General features: G+C 66.9%; 19 protein-coding genes and 2 pseudogenes. 1 reads left to right on the top strand and 20 read right to left on the bottom strand.

Going from position 1 to position 18,264, the window contains the following annotated elements; genetic code table 11:
* Nucleotides 1-28 precede the first annotated feature (28 nt).
* The 20 genes and pseudogenes from rpsR to G6N54_RS18640 form a co-directional block, all read right to left on the bottom strand.
* Nucleotides 29-283: a 30S ribosomal protein S18 gene (gene rpsR / locus G6N54_RS18550; protein ID WP_025738217.1), complete on the bottom strand. Its 255-nt coding sequence runs from the start codon at nt 281-283 to the stop codon at nt 29-31.
* A gap of 56 nt (nt 284-339) precedes the next feature.
* Nucleotides 340-855, bottom strand: a complete 516-nt coding sequence (locus tag G6N54_RS18555) for a single-stranded DNA-binding protein (protein WP_163791354.1) — start codon at nt 853-855, stop codon at nt 340-342.
* 114 nt (nt 856-969) lie between these two features.
* On the bottom strand, nt 970-1,260 hold the full coding sequence (gene rpsF / locus G6N54_RS18560; RefSeq protein ID WP_036465644.1) for a 30S ribosomal protein S6: 291 nt from the start codon (nt 1,258-1,260) through the stop codon (nt 970-972).
* 121 nt (nt 1,261-1,381) lie between these two features.
* Complete coding sequence (locus tag G6N54_RS18565; RefSeq protein WP_163791355.1) at nt 1,382-1,912, bottom strand: HD domain-containing protein; 531 nt, start codon at nt 1,910-1,912, stop codon at nt 1,382-1,384.
* Nucleotides 1,909-2,961, bottom strand: a pseudogene (locus tag G6N54_RS18570) (alpha-D-ribose 1-methylphosphonate 5-triphosphate diphosphatase); the annotation flags it as partial. The gene G6N54_RS18565 and the pseudogene G6N54_RS18570, both read right to left, overlap by 4 nt.
* Before the next feature lie 28 nt (nt 2,962-2,989).
* Nucleotides 2,990-3,727, bottom strand: coding sequence for an ATP-binding cassette domain-containing protein (locus G6N54_RS18575; RefSeq protein WP_163791356.1), 738 nt, complete (start codon nt 3,725-3,727; stop codon nt 2,990-2,992).
* A gap of 5 nt (nt 3,728-3,732) precedes the next feature.
* A complete protein-coding gene (locus G6N54_RS18580) occupies nt 3,733-4,158 on the bottom strand; it encodes an ATP-binding cassette domain-containing protein (protein ID WP_163791357.1) in 426 nt (141 codons plus the stop codon).
* The gene (locus G6N54_RS18585) at nt 4,121-5,533 is read right to left on the bottom strand and encodes an alpha-D-ribose 1-methylphosphonate 5-phosphate C-P-lyase PhnJ (RefSeq protein WP_232072887.1); all 1,413 of its coding nucleotides are present in this window, start codon (nt 5,531-5,533) and stop codon (nt 4,121-4,123) included. The genes G6N54_RS18580 and G6N54_RS18585 overlap by 38 nt, the downstream gene beginning before the upstream one ends.
* Nucleotides 5,530-5,691 (bottom strand): carbon-phosphorus lyase complex subunit PhnI, encoded by a 162-nt coding sequence (locus tag G6N54_RS31155; RefSeq protein WP_264078203.1) that lies wholly within the window; start codon nt 5,689-5,691, stop codon nt 5,530-5,532. The genes G6N54_RS18585 and G6N54_RS31155 overlap by 4 nt, the downstream gene beginning before the upstream one ends.
* A complete protein-coding gene (locus G6N54_RS18590; protein ID WP_264078202.1) occupies nt 5,691-6,638 on the bottom strand; it encodes a carbon-phosphorus lyase complex subunit PhnI in 948 nt (315 codons plus the stop codon). The genes G6N54_RS31155 and G6N54_RS18590 overlap by 1 nt, the downstream gene beginning before the upstream one ends.
* A complete protein-coding gene (gene phnH, locus G6N54_RS18595) occupies nt 6,638-7,204 on the bottom strand; it encodes a phosphonate C-P lyase system protein PhnH (RefSeq protein ID WP_163791358.1) in 567 nt (188 codons plus the stop codon). Before phnH ends, G6N54_RS18590 begins: the two co-directional genes overlap by 1 nt.
* Nucleotides 7,201-7,635: a phosphonate C-P lyase system protein PhnG gene (locus G6N54_RS18600; protein WP_163791359.1), complete on the bottom strand. Its 435-nt coding sequence runs from the start codon at nt 7,633-7,635 to the stop codon at nt 7,201-7,203. The genes phnH and G6N54_RS18600 overlap by 4 nt, the downstream gene beginning before the upstream one ends.
* Nucleotides 7,628-8,368 carry a GntR family transcriptional regulator gene (locus G6N54_RS18605; protein WP_163791360.1) on the bottom strand — a complete coding sequence of 247 codons (741 nt, stop codon included), beginning with the start codon at nt 8,366-8,368 and terminating at the stop codon, nt 7,628-7,630. The genes G6N54_RS18600 and G6N54_RS18605 overlap by 8 nt, the downstream gene beginning before the upstream one ends.
* 97 nt (nt 8,369-8,465) lie before the next feature.
* Nucleotides 8,466-10,025 (bottom strand): PhnE/PtxC family ABC transporter permease, encoded by a 1,560-nt coding sequence (locus G6N54_RS18610; RefSeq protein WP_232072888.1) that lies wholly within the window; start codon nt 10,023-10,025, stop codon nt 8,466-8,468.
* Between the two features lie 7 nt (nt 10,026-10,032).
* Nucleotides 10,033-10,821, bottom strand: a complete 789-nt coding sequence (phnC, locus tag G6N54_RS18615; protein WP_232072889.1) for a phosphonate ABC transporter ATP-binding protein — start codon at nt 10,819-10,821, stop codon at nt 10,033-10,035.
* Nucleotides 10,818-11,768 carry a phosphate/phosphite/phosphonate ABC transporter substrate-binding protein gene (locus tag G6N54_RS18620; RefSeq protein WP_163791362.1) on the bottom strand — a complete coding sequence of 317 codons (951 nt, stop codon included), beginning with the start codon at nt 11,766-11,768 and terminating at the stop codon, nt 10,818-10,820. The genes phnC and G6N54_RS18620 overlap by 4 nt, the downstream gene beginning before the upstream one ends.
* A gap of 156 nt (nt 11,769-11,924) precedes the next feature.
* Entirely contained in the window at nt 11,925-12,563 is a 639-nt protein-coding gene (locus G6N54_RS18625) for a DJ-1/PfpI family protein (protein ID WP_163791363.1), read from the bottom strand.
* Nucleotides 12,560-14,212 (bottom strand): glycosyltransferase family 87 protein, encoded by a 1,653-nt coding sequence (locus tag G6N54_RS18630; RefSeq protein ID WP_163791364.1) that lies wholly within the window; start codon nt 14,210-14,212, stop codon nt 12,560-12,562. The genes G6N54_RS18625 and G6N54_RS18630 overlap by 4 nt, the downstream gene beginning before the upstream one ends.
* Nucleotides 14,209-16,695 (bottom strand): transglycosylase domain-containing protein, encoded by a 2,487-nt coding sequence (locus G6N54_RS18635; RefSeq protein WP_163791365.1) that lies wholly within the window; start codon nt 16,693-16,695, stop codon nt 14,209-14,211. Before G6N54_RS18635 ends, G6N54_RS18630 begins: the two co-directional genes overlap by 4 nt.
* A gap of 55 nt (nt 16,696-16,750) precedes the next feature.
* On the bottom strand, nt 16,751-17,185 hold the full coding sequence (locus G6N54_RS18640) for a DUF5318 domain-containing protein (RefSeq protein ID WP_163791366.1): 435 nt from the start codon (nt 17,183-17,185) through the stop codon (nt 16,751-16,753).
* Nucleotides 17,186-17,285: 100 nt separating this feature from the next.
* On the opposite strand from G6N54_RS18640, the pseudogene G6N54_RS18645 reads away from it, so the two are divergent.
* Nucleotides 17,286-18,157, top strand: a pseudogene (locus G6N54_RS18645) (DUF1707 SHOCT-like domain-containing protein).
* Nucleotides 18,158-18,264: the final 107 nt, after the last annotated feature.

Here is an 18,264-nt window from a genome sequence, read left to right on the forward strand (position 1 = left end):
CGGTTGGGTCGTAAACAAAACGCGCCGGTTATCGCGCCGACGACGTGAAGGGCAGCAGGGCGACCTCGCGGGCGTTCTTCACCGCAAGCGCGATGTCGCGCTGGTGCTGCACGCAGTTACCGGTCACCCGACGCGCGCGGATCTTGCCACGCTCGCTGATGTAGGTGCGCAGCAGCGTGGTGTCCTTGTAGTCGATCGACTGGCCCTTCTTGGCACAGAAGACGCATTTCCTTGTCTTGATTGGCTTTTCGGGAGCCGGGCGCCGTTTCGTGGACTTTGCCATGTGTTTGTTTCTTTCCGTTTGCTACTGGTCTTGTGTGGTTTTGAAAGGGGCCGACGTCAGAACGGGGGTTCTTCGTCGCCGCCGGCGAAGGAACCCGATGCGGGAGCACTGCCCCACGGGTCGTCCGCCGGTCCGCTGCTCGCCTGCGCGGGCGCCGATTGCCGGGATCCACCACCGCCGCCGAAGCCGCCGCTCCCGCCGCCACTGCGGCTGGCCTTGTTGACCTTTGCGGTGGCGTACCGCAGCGAGGGGCCGATCTCGTCGACCTCAACCTCGACGACGGTGCGCTTCTCACCCTCGCGGGTTTCGAACGACCGCTGCTTCAGCCGTCCAGTCACGATCACGCGTGATCCCCGGGTGAGGCTTTCCGCGACATTCTCCGCGGCCTCGCGCCAGATGTTGCATCGCAAGAACAGCGCCTCGCCGTCTTTCCACTCCCCGCTCTGGCGGTCGAACGTCCGGGGCGTGGACGCCACGGTGAAATTCGCGACGGCCGCACCCGACGGCGTGAACCGCAGTTCAGGGTCGGCGGTCAGGTTTCCGACGACGGTGATGATGGTGTCACCAGCCACTGGGTCCTCCTGGGTCCATCCCGGCTCTCGCCTGCGGACGGTAGACGGTCATAAGCATGTTTCGCTGAGCCTACGCATATGCGCCGACGCCGGGGAGCGTGCTCGCTACCCGACTTAGTGCTTGTCGGTGCGCATCACCTTGGTGCGCAACACCGACTCGTTGAGGCTGAGCTGACGGTCGAGTTCGGACACCGTGGCCGGGGCCGCCTTGAGGTCGACGACTACATAGATGCCTTCGGCGTGCTTGGCGATCTCGTAGGCCAGCCGGCGCTTGCCCCAGATGTCCACCTTGTCGACGGTTCCGCCGTCTTTGCGGACGACGTTCAGGAACGTCTCCAGGGACGGAGCAACGGTGCGCTCGTCAAGTGTGGGATCAAGAATGACCATGATTTCGTATGGACGCATGGAAACCTCATCACCTCCTGTGGTCTAAACGGCCACGGTCGATCCGTGGCAGAAGGGTCGCCTGCGTCGGCAACCGCACCAGGCTACCCGAACAGGTGCTGAGCGGCGAAATCCATGCCATTCAGCCGATTAGCCGCTCGTAGGCGTCCAGCACCTCAACGACGGTGATCAGCGGACCGTGCGGGTCCTTCGCGTCGTCGTCCCAGCGCCGCACCATGACCGCCTCTTCGGCGACGGAACTCGCACGGAAATCGGCGATTTCCTCCTCGCTCATCCCGCCGCCCTGCACTTTGAGCGACGCGACCGAGGTCAGGCTGAGATGAGCGTGATACCCGGGGTCGGTGGCGACCAGGTAACGCTTGGCCGGCACGTGCCCACCGATGATCCGCGCGGCGGGCTCACCGAGGTGGGCACGGGCGAACTCGGCGCCGCACAGCTCGTGCGGGAGATCCGGCCACTGGGCAGCGACCGCGCCGGCCCGGCCGATGTCGTGCAACGTCGCGGCGACCAACAACTCGTCGTCGGCGCCGGCCCGTTTGGCATACCAGCCGGTCTGCAGTGCATGCGTCCGCTGGTCCACCACTTCTCCGGCATAGGGCAATCCGGCCAGCCCCTCGATGAGCATGCCCAGCGATTCACGGGACAGGGTCATGGCGTCTCCTCACTGCGGTCCTTGGGGCATGACCCGCTCGTCAGCACCGTATGCACAACCGGCCAGCGCCCGGGTGCGACGAGCGCCAGGTCCGCCCGCAGCCCGGGCAGCAGCCGGCCGCGGTCGGCGAGCCCCGCGACATCGGCGGGACCCGACGTCACCAGCGAGATGGCGGCGGCCAGGTCGATCCGGGTGTCGTCGGCAACGGCGGACGCCGCCGCCAGCAGGCTCGACGGCAGGTAATCCGACGCGATCGAGGTCACCAAGCCACGCGCGATCAGCTCGCGGCCGGATGCGTTGCCGTTGTGTGATCTGCCGCGCAACACGTTCGGCGCGCCCATCACCACCGGCAGCCCACGGTCACGCGCCGCGTGCGCGGCCGCCAACGTGGTCGGGAATTCGGCGACCGCACCACCTCTCGTTACCAACTCGTCGACCTCGGCTTCGGACACCGGGTCATGGCCGATCAGCCGAATGCGCCCGGCCCGCGCGTGCTCGCCGAGCCAGCTCATCGCTTCCTCACGGATCCCGAGGCGCCCGCTGCGCTCGGCGATGAGGTCATCGACGTGGCGCGCCGCCTCGTCGGCGGTCATCCCGCGCGCACCGATCATGTAGCGCTCGTAGTACGCACGGTCGGCGTACTGCCCCTGCCCGGGGGTGTGGTCCTCGTGCGAGACCAACGGGACGCTCACCGGCTCAGCCAACCGTTCTTTAAGCGCCACAAGGCCTTCCGCGCTGCGGACATCAAGCCGATACAGGATCCGGTGATCCACCAGACCCTCGGTCCGCGCTTCGATGGCATCACACAGAAGCATCGTGCCCTCGATGGTGCGCGGCATGCCACGGCCCATGCTCCGCTCGAACCCGGCGCCGTGAAACACCGTCGTCACCCCGGCCGCCCGGAGCTTGCCCTCGAACGACAGCAGGGCGAACTCTATCGGCAGCTCGGCACCCGGTCGCGGCAACCGCTCGCTCTCCAGCCCATCGCTGTGCGTGTCCACCAGACCCGGAATGCAGAGCAGCCCTTGACCGTCGCCAACGGCCAGTGCCGCACCGTCCGTTCGAACACCTCGATCGTCATGCCACTCCTTCGAAAACCGTTGTCGACGCCCCGTCTTTCACGATGCGACCGTCGCGCATCAGCACCACCCGAGATGCCAACCGCCGCATGGCATCCAGATCGTGATAGACCCCGAGGACCGCGACGTCCCGGGTCGTCAGAGTCGCGATCAGTTCGAGCGCCGCTTCGCGATTGGCGGGATCGAGCGCCGACACCGGCTCGTCGAGCAACAGCAGCCGCGGTGGCCGTACCGTGCCGGCGGCCAGGTTCACCCGCTGACGTTCTCCGCCCGAGAGCACCGAACAGTCCACATCCCACAGCACTTCGTCGAGATTGAGGCGGCGCAGCGCGTCCGCGGCCGCCTCGCGTGCCTCGGTGCGGTCCACACCGCGGCGCCGGGCTGTGGCCGCCACGTACTCCAGCGGGCTGGTACGCGGCGGTGCGTTCAAAAACTGTGCCACATATCCGAATTCGCGACCGCGCAGCCGTGCCATGGCTCGATCCGACAGGTTGGTCAGTTCGATCTCCTCGTTCGCCGCGGTGCGCAGCAATACCGAGCCGGAATCCGGCAGATAGGTGCGATGGACGCAACGAAGCAGCGAGGACTTACCGGCCCCGCTCGGGCCGGCCAGCGCGACATGCTCGCCGGCATGCACCTCGACGTCGACGCCGCGCAGTGAGTCCACGACGCGTCCGTCGATGGTGTGCAGCGTGAACGATTTGCGCAACTTCCGCACGGTCAGCACAGCGGCCACCGCGATCACCTCCTGGCCGCGGCGACGAGCCGCTGTGTGTAGGGCTGATGCGGGTCGCAGAACAGCTGATCGGTCAGGCCACGCTCGATCACCCTGCCCAGCTGCATGACGACAGCCCGATCGGTCAACGCCTCGATCACCGAGAAGTCGTGGCTGACAACGACTGCCGCGACGTTTCGTTCGAACAGCAATCCGCGCAGCAGGTCGAGCACGCCGGCGGCCACCGACGCGTCCAGCCCGGTAGTCGGCTCGTCCAGCAGCAACACCGGCGGTTCGGTCGCCAGCGCCTTGGCGATCTGCACGCGCTGCCGCATGCCGCCGGAGAACGTGCCCACCGGGTCATCTATCCGGGACAACGGAACCTCAACTCGCTCAGGGAGTTCGGCGGCACGCTCACGGATGTGGTGGTAGCCGCGCGGCGATATTGCCACCCGCGCTGATCCGCAGGTCCAGGCCGTCGGCGGGATTCTGGTGAACCGCCGCCATCGCATCGATGCGCAGCCGCCGGCGGGTAGCGTCGGGCAACAACAGCAGGTCGGTGACGCCGTCGTCGACCGTCGCCAAATGTACCGAACCCGTTGTCGCTCTTTCGCTTCCCATCACACATGCCAATACGGTCGACTTACCCGATCCTGATTCTCCGATCACGCCCAGCGCCTCACCGGGTGCGACGTCGAAGGACACATCCCAAGCCGCCACCACCGCACCGGTGTTCGGGCTGATCGCGGTGCCGTATTCGGGCCCAGTGCCCTCGACGGCATACACGCCGCCGGTGCCGTGCACCTTGCCAATCGAATCGACCCGCAGCATCCATTCGCGGCTCCCCACCGGCGTCTCATTGCGAGCCACGGTGCGCGGGCGATTCGCCGGCCGATCTGCCGAGTCGGCACGCCGACGGGGGTCGGGCAGCAGATGCAGCGGCGCGCGCTCGCGATGCGCCCCGCGGTCGGTGTCGCCGGCGCGCACCCGGGCGCACCATTCGGTGTCGCTGCACACGAAGCCGCCTGCGGGCCCGGCCTCGACGAGGAACGCGTCGTCGCTGCCGCACAGTTTGCACACCGCACCGCCGGCGTACTCCACCTCGATCGGCACGTCGTCGAATGTCACCGGGACTACATCGGTGTGTGGCGGGACCGCGTAGATCCTTTTCTCCCGTCCGGCGCCGAACAGGTTGATGTGCTCGCAACGATGCAGCCGCGGCACGTCCCAACGCGGAATCGGCGTGGTCGCCATGACATAGCGCCCGGCGACCAGCACCGGGTAACCCGTCGTGCGGGTGATCATGCCGTTGCGGACGATGTCCTCGTACAGGCCGACCCACAGTGCGGCGTAATCGTTTTCGGCGTGCATGCGGGCGCACTCGGCGACCGACTTCTCTACCTTGCGCAGCGGCTCGGGCACCGGCACCTGATACACCAGGAGGTCGCCCGGCGACAGCGCCTCCTCGGGGATGCGATGCCGGGTCTGGATCACGGTCGACTCGCGGGTGTCGGCCGACTCCGCGCATCCGGTGGTGTCCGCGATCATCCGCCACAGGTTGGTGGCGTTGACACCGCCGTCGTCGCCCTGATCGATGACCTTCACGGTGTCGCCGGCACCGATCACCGCCAGCGTCACCTGCAGACCACCGGAACCCCAGCCGCGCGCCACCGGCATCTCGCGCGATCCGAACGGCACCTGGTAACCGGGCACGCACACCGCTGTCAGTGCGGCGCGGCGGATTTCGCGTTTGCCGCTTTCGTCCAGGATTTCCGGCGGCGTCTCCCGTTCGGCAAGTTCGGCGAGTAGCGCCGCGGTCGTGGTCACTCGCAATCCCTCCCGGCGGGCTCGGGAACACGCGCCGCGCGAGCCTCCCCGGCCGCCTGCAACGCCTGCTTGCGTTCCACCATGGAGCGGAAGGTCACGTAGTGCGGAAGTTTGAGGTGCTCAAGGAATCCGCCGGAGTCGAGCCCGTCGGTGGTCATCAGGAGCAGCTGTTCGAGGGGCCGGACCGGCCGAACCGGCGGTTGGCTATGTCCAGATTCGCCATCGCGATGGCCTTACGTTCGTTGTGCCCGAAGCATATTCCGTAGCCGACGTCGAACCGGCTGCGATCCTCCTCGGCGCCGTCGAGATCCTCGATGGCCTCGGCTTCGGTGATCCGAAACTCACCGATCGTCACCGGCTCGCCGGTGTGCGGATGCTTGACGTCCAGCGGCAACCGCCCGTGCCGTACCTCGCCGAGCGTGACTTCGTGAATGTCCCCGTCGGGACCGAGAATTGACCGGTACCACAACCCCACCAGCGCACCGGTTTCCGCTCGTGCCATGGCTGCCAGGGTCGCCGAACGCGGCGCCGGTGGCCGCGGGGGGACTCGGGTGATGTCAAAGGGTTCCGGGTCGTCGCCGGTGCGATGCTCCACCACCAGACCGGCCTCGCGCAGCAGGTCGAGAAACCGTCGGGGACTGCGCTGCTGCGCGGTCCGCGGGGGCGGCGGGCCCGCATCCTGGTCGGCTGGGGCCGCGGGCGGATCGACCGGCTTGTCCAACAGCCTGCGGGTGTAATCAGTGGTGCGGCCCAGTAATTGCGGCCCATCAGGCTCCCGGAAGGCCGGCACGATGCGTCTCATAATGGTGATCCGGTTCGGGTCGATCGCCTCACTCATCGCCAGACGCGGCAACGTGGAGCGGTACGCGCGCAACAGGTGCGCGGCCTCCAACGGATCACCTTCGGCCTGGCGCAGCGCGGCCGCCGCGGCGGCTTCGTCTAACAGACCCGCTTCGCCCATCACCCGATCAACCGCCAGCCGGAAACGCGCGACGATCTGCTCGGTGCTGGCCCACGGAACCGGTGCGAAATCGCTTGCCCGGCAGGCTAATTCCTCGGCGGCGAGAATGGCCTGCAATCCGCCACGCGCCCCGGAATACCCCATTACTTCTCCTCGATGATCGTCGTGGTGCGGGGCAGGCCGACGATTCGCCCGTCGTCGGTCACCAGCAGGACGTCGATGCCGCCCGGGTACGCAGCCACCGCCCCGGCCCGAGCGGCCACGAACCCGGCGGACATGCCTTGCGGCGCAACGGTCACGGCACCGCGAACACCCGGACCCGTCAACGTCCAGCGGGAAGGTCCACCATCCACATCACGAACCGCGCACGACACCAGTGCCGCATCCTGCGGCGCATTGGCCGAGCCGCGGGTGAAGCCGCGGACCTCGTCGGCGCTGACCGGTCTGACCGCTGCCACCAATCGCGCCATCTCGGCCGGCCAGATGGGTGCCGCGGTTGCGGTGGCGATCTGGTCGGCCCAACAGTCACCGGGCGTCTCCAGCACGCATACCCCGGTAGTCGAGTCGGCCAGGGCCATGATCGGAGTGACGGCGGGCGCCAGCAACCGCAACGGTTCGCTGGGCAGCGGCATCGGGGTGCCCGGCCGGGCCAGCGCCTCCAGCACCGCTCGGAAGATCTGCTGGGAGTCCGCCGGGCGCAGCGCGGTCACATCAACTCCTCGAATTCCACGATGGTGGGGGCGAGTTCGGCCCACTCGCGGTCCTGACGCTCGGCTTGTCGGGCGGCGATCGCGTCGCACAGCCGGCCGACTTCGGCCGCGCGTGGCCGGCCCGCCTCTACCTCGGCGTCGAGCACGGCGGCCGCCAGGACTGCCACCCGGTCGTCACCGAGCCGCATCGCCCAGCCGCGGTGACCGGCCAGTTCGATCTCCGCGCGACAGGCCAGCACGTCGCCGAGCAGAAACCGTTCGCCGGCGACCGGCTCCCGAATCTGGGTCGACACGAAACCGACCTCGGGTGCGACGAGCACCTGCACGTCGGCGCCGTCGGCCAGACAGGCATCGGCCAACACCTGCAGCTCTTCCGTCTCGGCCTGGGCCAGCAATCCGCAACGCCGCGCGCGGTTGGAGGAATCACTCACTCGGCTCTCCCGGTGCGGTTCCCATGTCTCCGAGTTCGACCACCACCCGCACCGCGTCGGCGCGGGTCCACGCGCTGCTGCTCAGTAGCACGCAACCGTTTTCGGCATCACGGCTGATGCTCTCGATCCGCCATACCGGGTCACTGGCCTCGATGCCCAGGCACCGCAGCACCCCGCGGGGCGGGATGTCCAAGCTCGCCCGGCACCACGCCCGTACCGGACGCAACCCGCCGAGCTGGCACAGCACGATGTTCACCGACTCCACGCTCTGCAACGCGATGTCCAGATTGGGTGCGGCCTCGATCGGGACCAGCTCCTGAGTAACCGACGCCAGCAGGTCGTCGATGAAGAAGTGCCGCACGATCCGGTACATCGGGGTGCCCGCCGGCCAGCCGAGCTGAGCCGAGTCCTCGGCGGCAAGCCCGATCCGCTGCACCTCCTTGGTCTGCGAGCGCGGAGTCCCGCCGCCCGCGATCACCGTGGCATGCCAGGACGGCGGCCTGTTCCGCGAGATCACGTAGTCGATGCGCCGATTGACGAAGGTCCCTGCCCCCTGGATGCGGCGCACGAGCAGTCGGCGCTCCAATTCCTGCAGAGCCGAACGTGCCGCGGCGCGGCCGACTCCGAACCGGCTGGCGAGTTCGGGCTCGCTGGCCACCCGGGTACCGGGGGCGCATGCGGCGAGCTCACCAGCCAGCTGGTCGGCGATGTCCATGTACCGCGCGGATGTCACGCCACCACGTTGGATGGCGAGGTTGTCCGGACGACTTCACCGTGGTCAACGTCGACGCCACTGCAGGTGAACATCTCGAACAGTTGTTTGTTAACTCTCAATTCACCTCGTGGCGCAGCCATACCGCCAGCGCCTCCACCGCCAGGACGGTGACGAACACCATCAGCAAGATCGTTGTGACCAAATCGAATTCGAGCACTTGCGCACCGCTGAGCAGGTCGAACCCGATGAGACTCGGCGCGGCTTGCGGCAGTGTTCCGGTGAAGAAGACCTGCCAGCGCCCGGCGCCGGTCGCGCGGATGGCCCGCTCTGGACCCGGATCGACTTCTTCGAGCGAGTCCGCGACCAGTTTGCCCAGCAGCCCGACGCTGCCGACGCTGAGCGCCAACGTGCCCGCCACCGCACCGAGCCCGGTGATCACCACGAATACCACTGCCAGCACCAGCTCCGGAATGCCGCGGGTCAGCACCACGAAGAACCGGAATGTCTGGGCGACAAGCGGATTCGGGGCAACATTGCGAGCGGCCAGGCAGCCGATGGGTAACGCCAGCGCGGCGCCGATCAGGGTCGCACCGAGCGCGATTTTCACCGTCAGCCACAGGTCGGAGCACAGCTGGCCGAAGATACCCGCGGTGCCGGGCGGCCAGAACAGTCCGGCATTCTCGGTGATCCCCCGCAATGAACTCACGAAGTGGATCGGGTCTAGGTCTGCACCCCACGCCGATATGAACACCACCAGCGCGGTCAGCAATCCATATCCCGCCCGCCGCAACCGCGCCGCCGTCCACGGCGGGCTGATCTGAGCGCCGGTGTGCAGCGGCGGGCTGTGCGTCGAGCGCCCGTCGGCACTACGTAGCAAACCCCGGCGAATCGACCCGGACATCAGCTCGACCAGGATGCACAAGGCGAGAACCACGGCGGCCAAGGCCATCCCGCGCCGATAGTCGAGTTGCTTGAATGCGGTCGCGATCACGAAGCCCAGACCATTGACGCCCACGAAACCGAGCAGCACCGAGATTCGCAGGTTGATGTCGATGCGGTGCAGCGCGGTCGCCACAAGAGCCGGCATCACTTGCGGGAGTGCGCCGGCCATCAGCTCCTGGCTCACACCGGCTCCGCCGGCGCGTATCGCCGCGCGGGGTCCCTCGTCGATGTGCTCGATCGCGTCGGCGTACAACTTTGCGACCATGCCCGTCGAGTGCAGGCCCATCGCCAGCACGCCGGTCATCGCCCCGAGTCCGAAGATCCGAAAGAAGACGATGGCCATCACCACGTCGGGGATGGAACGAAGCAGCACGATCAGGGCCCGGGCACCCAGCCGCGCGCCGGTGCCGGGGGCGGTGTTGGTCGCGGCCAGAATCGCCAGCGGAATGCTGAGGATCACAGACAACACCGTCGCGGATATCACGATCGCCAGCGTCTGCCCGGACAGTCGCAGCAACTCCCCCACGGGCGGAAAGTCGAGCGGCAGCGTGCGTCCCGCGAAATCCACCGCATTGCGCCCGCCGTCAATGAACGTCGCCGCATTGATCCGTAGATCGGCGACGGCCCACCAACCCAGCACTGCCAGGCCACCGATCACCGACCAGGCCGCCGTGCTCCCTACCCGTGGTACCGCCAGGGTGCGCCGCGCGTGTGGGACTGTCTCAGTGCTCACGCACGAGTCACGCGGAGGCGCCGGCGACCAGCAAGGGATCACCATTCACATTGGCGTACAGCGACATCGCGTCGTCGCGGCCGAGGCCGGCCACCGGTCGGTCGAGGACCACCTGCCCGTCTCGCAACCCGATCACCCGGTCGCCCCAGTCCAGCGCGAGCCCCACCTGGTGCAGGCTGCACAGCACCGTCAGCCGCTGCTCGGTGCTGATCTCCCGGACCAGCTGCATCACCTGGGCGGCCGATTCCGGGTCCAACGACGCGACCGGCTCGTCGGCGAGCAAGATCTCCGGACGCTGCATCAGCGCCCGTGCCACCGCGACCCGCTGCTGCTGGCCGCCGGACAGGGTGTCCGCACGTTGAAAAGCGCGTTCCAGCAAGCCCACTCGATCCAGATGTCCCAACGCCTCGTGCCGCACTTTACGCGGGTAGCTGAACAGTCCGAGCCGGGGCCAGCGCAGCCGGCCCAGCGCGCCGGTACAGACATTCTCCAGCACGCTGAGGCTGCCGACGAGGTGGAAGTGCTGAAACACGAAGCCGACCCGGCGCCGTAGCCGGCGAAGATCACCGGTCGTCGCGCGGCCCACGTCGGCGCCCAGCACGGTGACAACGCCGGCAGTCGGTCGCTGCAGGCCGTCGACGTGGTGCAGCAGAGTGGATTTGCCCGAGCCGGACAGCCCCAGCAGGACGGCGATCTCTCCGGGCGCGACCGTGAACGAGATATTGTCGAGCGCGCGGATCTCCTGGCCGAAATACTTTGTCACGCCCTGAAACCGGACGGCCACCTCGGTGGTCACGACTGCCCCGCGCACTGCTTGGCGTGCGTGGTCCGGCACACGGTGCGGACGCTGTCGTAGAAGGAGTTGTCAACCGTCGCGTAGCCCCAGCCATTGGCCTCACCGAGATGAGCACACGCCGGGGTGCAGATGCCGTTGGCGTTCATGTAGTCGACGTTGGCGTTCGGGAATGCGCCGATAATCTTCGCCTTCAGGTCGGGAGCGAGGTCATCGCTGATCCCGATCGGCGAGCCCGGAATCAGATCCGACTTCCACACCACGGTCAGCTGGCCCGGTTTGAGCTGCCCCTTGGCCGGCAATGTGGTGTCGATCATGCTTTCCTGCGCGAACCCGGCGTCGCACTGACCGTTGAGTACCGACAGGGCCGACGCGTCATGACCGCCGGAAATCACTCGCGTTACATCCTTGTTCGGGTCGATACCAGCATTGATCAACGCCGCTGACGGGTACAGGAAACCCGACGTCGAATTCGGGTCGACGAAGCAGATTTTCTTTCCGCGGAAATCGGCGATGCTGTTGATACCGGTGCCGGGCCGGGTGATGCCGTAGGAGTGATAGCCAGGCGGGGTGCCCTTGGCAACCGTCTCGGCTGCGATCGGGGTGACTTTGACCCCACTGTTCTGCGCGGTGATCAGCGAGAACGGGCCGTACTGGACGAAGTCGGCCTTGTCGGCGCGCTGGGCCTCGATGGCCGAGGAGTAACTGGTGGCGCTCTGGAACCGGATCTGCTTACCGGTTGCCTTCTGCAGCAACGTAATTAGCGGCCGGTAAGCCTGTTGTATGCTCTGGGCGTTCTCCGACGGGATGGCGGCGAAGACCAGCTCGTTGGGGTTGCGGCCGCCGGGGCCGCTACCGGACGAGGCACTGGCGCCGCACGCCGTCAGCAACACCGTCATCACTATCGCTATCGCGGCCGAGCCCAACGGGCGTCGGGGGCGAGCTAACATCCGGATTCACCTTTTCGCCAGAAAGCGACAGAGCAGATCTCCAGATGCTTGTGCGAACCGGTGCAGCCGAGGGGATCGGATGGTTACCAGAGGGCGAACTTCGGTTGTGGAGTCGCTTCACTCGACCGCACGAGCGCCAATATCGCGGCGCGCGACTTACTTCCGTGCTCGCAGATACTCGTTTGCTCGGGCCACCGTTGCCTCATCCGCCTTGGCAAGTGCGCCCGAATCGAAAGGTGGCTGCGGATCGTATTCGATCAGCAGCTGCGCGGCCTGTGCGGCCTCGCGGTCGACGAGAAGCTCGGTCAGCCGCAACGCCATATCGATACCACTGGAAACCCCCGCCGCGGTGATGATGCGTTGCGGCAGATGCTCGACGATCCGATCGGGCACGTAGTGCGCACCCAACTCGTTGAGCAGATCGACGGCGCGCCAATGTGTGGTCGCGGTGAGCCCGTCGAGCAGTCCGGCCGCGGCCAGCAGCAGCGCACCCGTACACACCGAGGTGGTAAACGTGGTCGTCGCGTGTACTGCCTGCAGCCAGTTGCGGATCGGGTCGTCGTGAATCAGCTTCCGCGTTGCGATACCACCGGGCACCACCACGTCGGGCTTGCCGACTTCGTCGAAGGTGGCGTCGCAGGCGACGCCGAGCATCCCGTTCTCCGTGCGCACCTCGCCGCGGCGGTGCCCGACGAATATCACGTCGATCGACGGAATACGTTGCATCACTTCGTAAGGCCCGACGGCGTCGAGTGCGGTGAATCGAGGGAACAATGGGATTGCGACCAGAGTCATGGTTGTCCTTGAGCGCCAGCCATTTCGGCATCGGGCGCCGCCTCCAGCGCGTCCGGTTGTCGCGTCCGAGCCGGACGCAGCCAGTCGGGCAACCAGCGGGGCGGCGCATCGGGGGCGCGATCGAACGGGCCCCCCGCCGGATCATCCACCCGCCCGTCCCAGCGCACCAAATCCTCGTCGGGCCGGTAGATCTGGCGAATCACCAACGCGCACAACGCCACAACCGCGATGTCACGTAACAGTATCGTCGTGGTGAAAAACTGCTCGGGCAGCGAGCGATTCGGGTTGCCGTAGAGGTAGTACATCCGCGGCACCCACACCAGTGCGTCGATCGTCATCCATGCCAGCAGGACCCGTCGATGCGGCAACGCCAGCACCGCAAGCGGTACCAGCCACAGCGAGAACTGCGGACTCCAGACCTTGTTGGTCAACAGGAATGCGGCGACGGCCAAAAACAGCAGTTGCGGCACCCGCGGCCGCTGCGGGGCGGTGAGCGCGACGTAAGTGATTGCGGCACAGCACATAAGGAAGGACAACGCGACCACCGCGTTGAGCACCGTGGGCGGCTCCCAGAAGCCCAGCTTCGGGTCGAAACCGGGCCAGCCGGTGAACGATTTCACCACGTTGTACAGCGAGTCCATGTCGTCGCCGCGCCGGGTGTTGAGCCGGAAGAACTCCGACCAGCCGCGCGGATACTTGATCAGCACCGGCAGATTGACCAACAACCAGGTCACCGCGACCGAGCCGGCGGTGCGCGCCAGCGCGCGATAGCGCCCGGTTCGGATGGCCAGCACCAGCATTGGGCCCAGGAACAGCAGTGGGTACATCTTCGCGGCGGCACCCAGGCCGATCAGCACGCCGGCCAGCACCGGTTTACGCCGCGCCCAGGACAGCAGCCCGGCCATCGCGAATCCCGTTGCCAGCGCATCGAAATTAGTGAATATCTGAAAGATCAGCAGCGGTGAGGCAGCCACCAGCGCCGCGTCCCAGATGCGGCGTCCGGACAGACCCGCGCTCGCCCATACGGTCGCCAGCCAGGCCAGCGCCAGCCCGAATGCGGCAATGTCGAAGAACACCACCACCTCCGCGATGACCGGAAGCGGTGCCAGCTTGCTCAGGGCGGTGTAGGTCTTGGCCAGAGCCATCGACGAGTACTGGTAAAGCCCGGTCAGCACCGGATATTCCATGTAGCGTACCGCGGGCTTGCCGTCGAAACGGGTCTGCGGCGCACCGCTGGAATCGGTTTCGATCCAGCTCGACTTGTACGGAAACATGCCCTTGTTCAACAACTCCGCACTGTAGAGCGGGACGGTATCGGAATAGCACAGCTCGTAGTAGGCGCGCTGGTTGTCCCAGTTGGCGACGCGCTGATCACCAGTGCCGGTACCACTGCTTTGCAGGCACGCCGCCTTCGTCGACCAGCCCAGCGCCAGGAACACCAGGGCGATCACAAACATCACCCGCAGCGGCGTCATCAGCCGGCTCCGCCCGATCAGCGCGTGCCGGCCCACCGGTCCACCGATCGCGTCGGCGAACGCGGCGCCCAAAGAGTCAGTGCGGCTGGGGCAATCGCGGTTGTCCGCGCTCCGCAGATCCTCGGCCAGTGTCCGCGGGGAGATGGTGGCGCTCTGCTGCCGAGCGCCGGTCACGGTGGCGCTTGTCCTGGTGCCGGGCCGGCGGGTTCCGGCGCCTGTCCCGGTGGTGGCGGCGGCGGGCCCGTGATCGTCGTCGGTGGGCCCACCGGGATCGTGATGCCCGGCGCCACCTCGATCGTGGGCTGGATGACGGTCACTTGCGGCGGCGGGGGCGGAGGCGGCGCAGGTACCCCTGCGTAGCCACCGATCTCGGTCGGCTTCGGGAAGGTCTCGTTGGTGGTGCCCTTCAGCGCACCGTCCATCGTCGACTTCCAGATATCCGAGGGCAGTCCCGAGCCGTAAACCTCTGCGCCCGAGGCGGTTACCAGCGGGACATTGTCCTGAACGGTACCCACCCACACCGCCGTCGACAGGGACGGGGTGTATCCGACCATCCACGCGTCCTTGTTGGCCTGGGTGTCGCCCAGCTGCACCGTGCCGGTCTTGGCCGCCGAGGCCCGGCCACCCGATAGGGCGTGCCCCCGTGAATAGGCGGCGATCGGTTGCATGGCGGCGGTGGTGTTGTCGGCGACTGCCTTGTCGATGCGCTGGTCGGCGCCCTTGTCCGAGTTTCCTGCGTCGAAAAGCACCTGGCCCTCGGCGTTGACGACCTTTTGCACCAGATGCGGCGGGTGGTACACACCGGAAGCGGCCAGTGTGGCATATGCGGAGGCCATGTCGACCGGCCGAGTTTGGTACTGGCCCAGCACAATTCCGTTGTTCGGCGGTCCGCCCTTGCCGTCCTCGGACAGCGTGTGCGAAACGCCGGGGAAACTCTTGGCGACGCCGGCCGCGAATGCGGCGTCGGCGACGGCCTGCGGTCCGTTCTTGAGTTTGAGCATCAGCCGGTAATAGGCGGTGTTCAGCGACATCTTGAGCGCCTCGGCGATATTGCAGGTGCCGCAATTCTCGCCGTCGACGTTGGTGATCTTGATGCCGTCGACCGTGAGCGGCGAGCTGTCGACCTGGTAGCCCAACCCGATTCCCTGCTGGAGGGCAGCCACCAACGCGAACACCTTGAACGACGATCCGGTCTGCAGCCCGGCCTGCGCGAAATCGAAGCCGTTGGCGTCCGAACCGCCGTAGTAGGCGCGGATGGCGCCGGTGTGCGGGTCGATGGACACCACAGCGGAGCGCATGTCGGGGTCTTGTCCGTCAAGGTATTTCGAGACGGCCTTCTCCGCGGCCTGCTGCGCCTTGGGATCGATCGTGGTGGTGACCTGCAGACCCTGAGTGTTCAGGGTCTGTTCGTCGATGTTGAACAGCTCCATCAGCTCTTTGGTGACCTGACGTTCGATCAGGCCGTTGGGGCCGGTGGTCTGGTTCTGCGCGCGCGCCTGATCGGGCGGCACGGTCTGGGGAAATTGCTGCGCCGCACGATCACTCGGCGACAAGGCATTGGTTTCCACCATGCCGTCCAGCACCCAATTCCACCGCGCCTCGGCGCCCTTGGGATCCACGGCCGGGTCCAGCGAGGACGGCCGGCGAATCAGCGCCGCCAACAGCGCTCCCTCGGACACGGTCAGCTGGTCGACGGGTTTGTCGAAGTAGGCCTTGGACGCCGCCGAGATTCCGTAAGTGCCACGCCCGAAATAGATGATGTTCAGGTAGGCCTGCAGCACGTCGTCTTTGGACCACTCCCCCGACATCTTGGTGGCGATGACCAGTTCCTTGGCCTTTCGCAGCAGGCCGGCGAACCCATGCTGGGCAGAGCCGACGAGCGCGTTCTTCACGTATTGCTGCGTGATCGTCGACCCGCCCTGCAGGTCGCCGTTGCCGAAGAGGTTGTTCTCCACCGCCCGTGCGAAACCGGTGAAGTCAAAGCCCGGATTCGAATAGAAGTTTCGGTCCTCGGCGGCGATGACGGCCTGGCGCACGTGCACGGGCACCTGATTGATGTTTACATCGACCCGATTTCCTTCGGGGGGAACGATTTTCGCGATCTCCGAGCCGTCGCTAGCCAGGATGGTCGACACCTGGCTGGTGCGGATGTTGCCCGGCTTGGGGATGTCGACGATGAAGTACGCCATCGTGAAGGTGACGATCGGCAACAGCACCAGGACCGCCGCGCTGAGGTAGGCCGCGCGCCGTACCCAGCGCCAGTTGATCTGCTCGACCCAGTTCGGCCCAGCGGCACGGTGACTTGGCACATCGGATCGGCCGGCGCCGCCCGGCGGTCGCGGTGGCGGCGGAGGCCCTTCGGGTGGCCGACCGGACAACGGGCGGTCGCGCCGCGGCGGGGCTGACGACCGGCCGTCGAGCGCGGCCTTCACCTCCTCGATCGCGTCGCGGGGCGCGGGCCTGGATCCGGGCCCGTCCAGCGCGGCCCTGACCTCGTCGATCGGGTCGGACCGCCGCGGAGACCGGTCATCGACGACCGGCGGCAGGATCATCGTCTGCCGGTCGTCCGGCGAAACCCGGCGGCGGGTCCCGGCGTCGGCACGCTGCGCCGGATGATCGGAATCGTCCGAACGATCGGCGTTGGGTTGCTTGCTCATACGCTCAGTCGCGGACCCGCGCGGGTCATCGGGCGACTGATCGTGGCGCCGTTCGTTATTCAATGGCCGTGCGGGCGCCGTTGCGTGCAGTCCGCGTGGACCGGGTCCCCCGAGGAGAAGGCGCCGGGCGTTCCGCGCCGAACACATACGACTTGACTAGGTGATTCCAGCTGCAGGTTCGGCACACCTCGACCACGTGCACCGAGAACTCGCTGAGCTTCATCGCCAGCAAGACCAGCTCTTCCGCGGTGCGGGCCGAACCGGATACCGCGCCCAGGTGATCGCCGAACACCCATGACACCAAAGTGAGCTGCTCTTTTCGGCAGATCGGGCACATCACCTGACTGGTCTTGCCGTGAAACTTCGCAGCGCGCAGCAAATAAGGGTTAGCATCGCAGACCTCGGTCACACCCGTGCGGCCCGAGTACACCTCGGCCAGCAGTGAGCGCCGCCGAAGCGCGTAGTCCACCACCTGTCGCTGCAATCGCACGTTGACCAGAGTACGTCGCCGTTGGCACCGCCGACACGCAACCAAGGCTGTCGACACCGCTGCGCCGCGGTAACAACAGGTGACTTCTACGATCATCCCCATGGCGAAATGGCTGGGCACACCACTCGGCGGCGGGGTGACCACCGCGACCCGCGCCAAGGACACCGACCGGCAGGACACCTGTACGGTGCTCGACAACGCCCTGGCCGACGGTGAGCTGTCCGGCGAGGAACACCGGGAGCGCGTCAGCAAGGCCACCAATGCCGTGACGTTGGGTGACCTGAAGCAACTGGTGTCGGATCTGCAGGGCAGCACCCCGGCGCGGCTGCGCGCGGCAAAGTCGAACGCGGTGCCCGCGGTTCGCTCGCGCGGCATCGCGATCGCCGTGTTGGTGGTGTCGGTGCTGTTCGGCACGGGCCTCGGCTGGGGCCTCTATGGGAACACCAGCTCGCCGCTGGACTTCACCACCGATCCGGGCGCCAAGCCGGACGGCGTCGCGGCCGTGGTGCTGACCCCGCCCAAGCAACTGCAGTCGCTCGGCGGACTCACCGGACTGCTGGAGCAGGCCCGCAAGAAGTTCGGTGACACCGTCGGCTATCGGCTGCTCGTCTACCCCCCAATGCCAGCATGTACCGCCCGGACCCGGCCGACGCCCGCCGAGTCCTCGACTACGACTACCGCGGCGGCTGGGACGACCCGACCACCTCCCCCAAAACCGACCAGGTTGCCGCGGTCGACCTGGGCAAGTTCGACGTCAAGACGGCGGTCGGCATCATGCGCGGGGCACCGGAGACGCTGGGCATCAAGGCGTCCGAGGTCAAGTCGACGTATCTGATCATCGAACCGGCCAAAGACCCGACCGCCCCGGGGTCGCTGACCCTGTCCGTATACGTATCCAGCGACTACGGCAGCGGTTCGATCGACTTCGCCGGTGACGGCACCATCAATCGGGTGAACTACCCCTCTAGTTGAGGCCGCTCTGCGCCGTCTCGAGTGTGCGCCGACGGTTTTGGTGCGCGCCGAGCGCGATTTCTGCCTATTTTCGGCCGAAGACACACACTCGACGACTTCGGGGCCGC

The organism is Mycobacterium stomatepiae (genome assembly GCF_010731715.1).
Classification (GTDB): Bacteria; Actinomycetota; Actinomycetes; order Mycobacteriales; family Mycobacteriaceae; genus Mycobacterium; species Mycobacterium stomatepiae.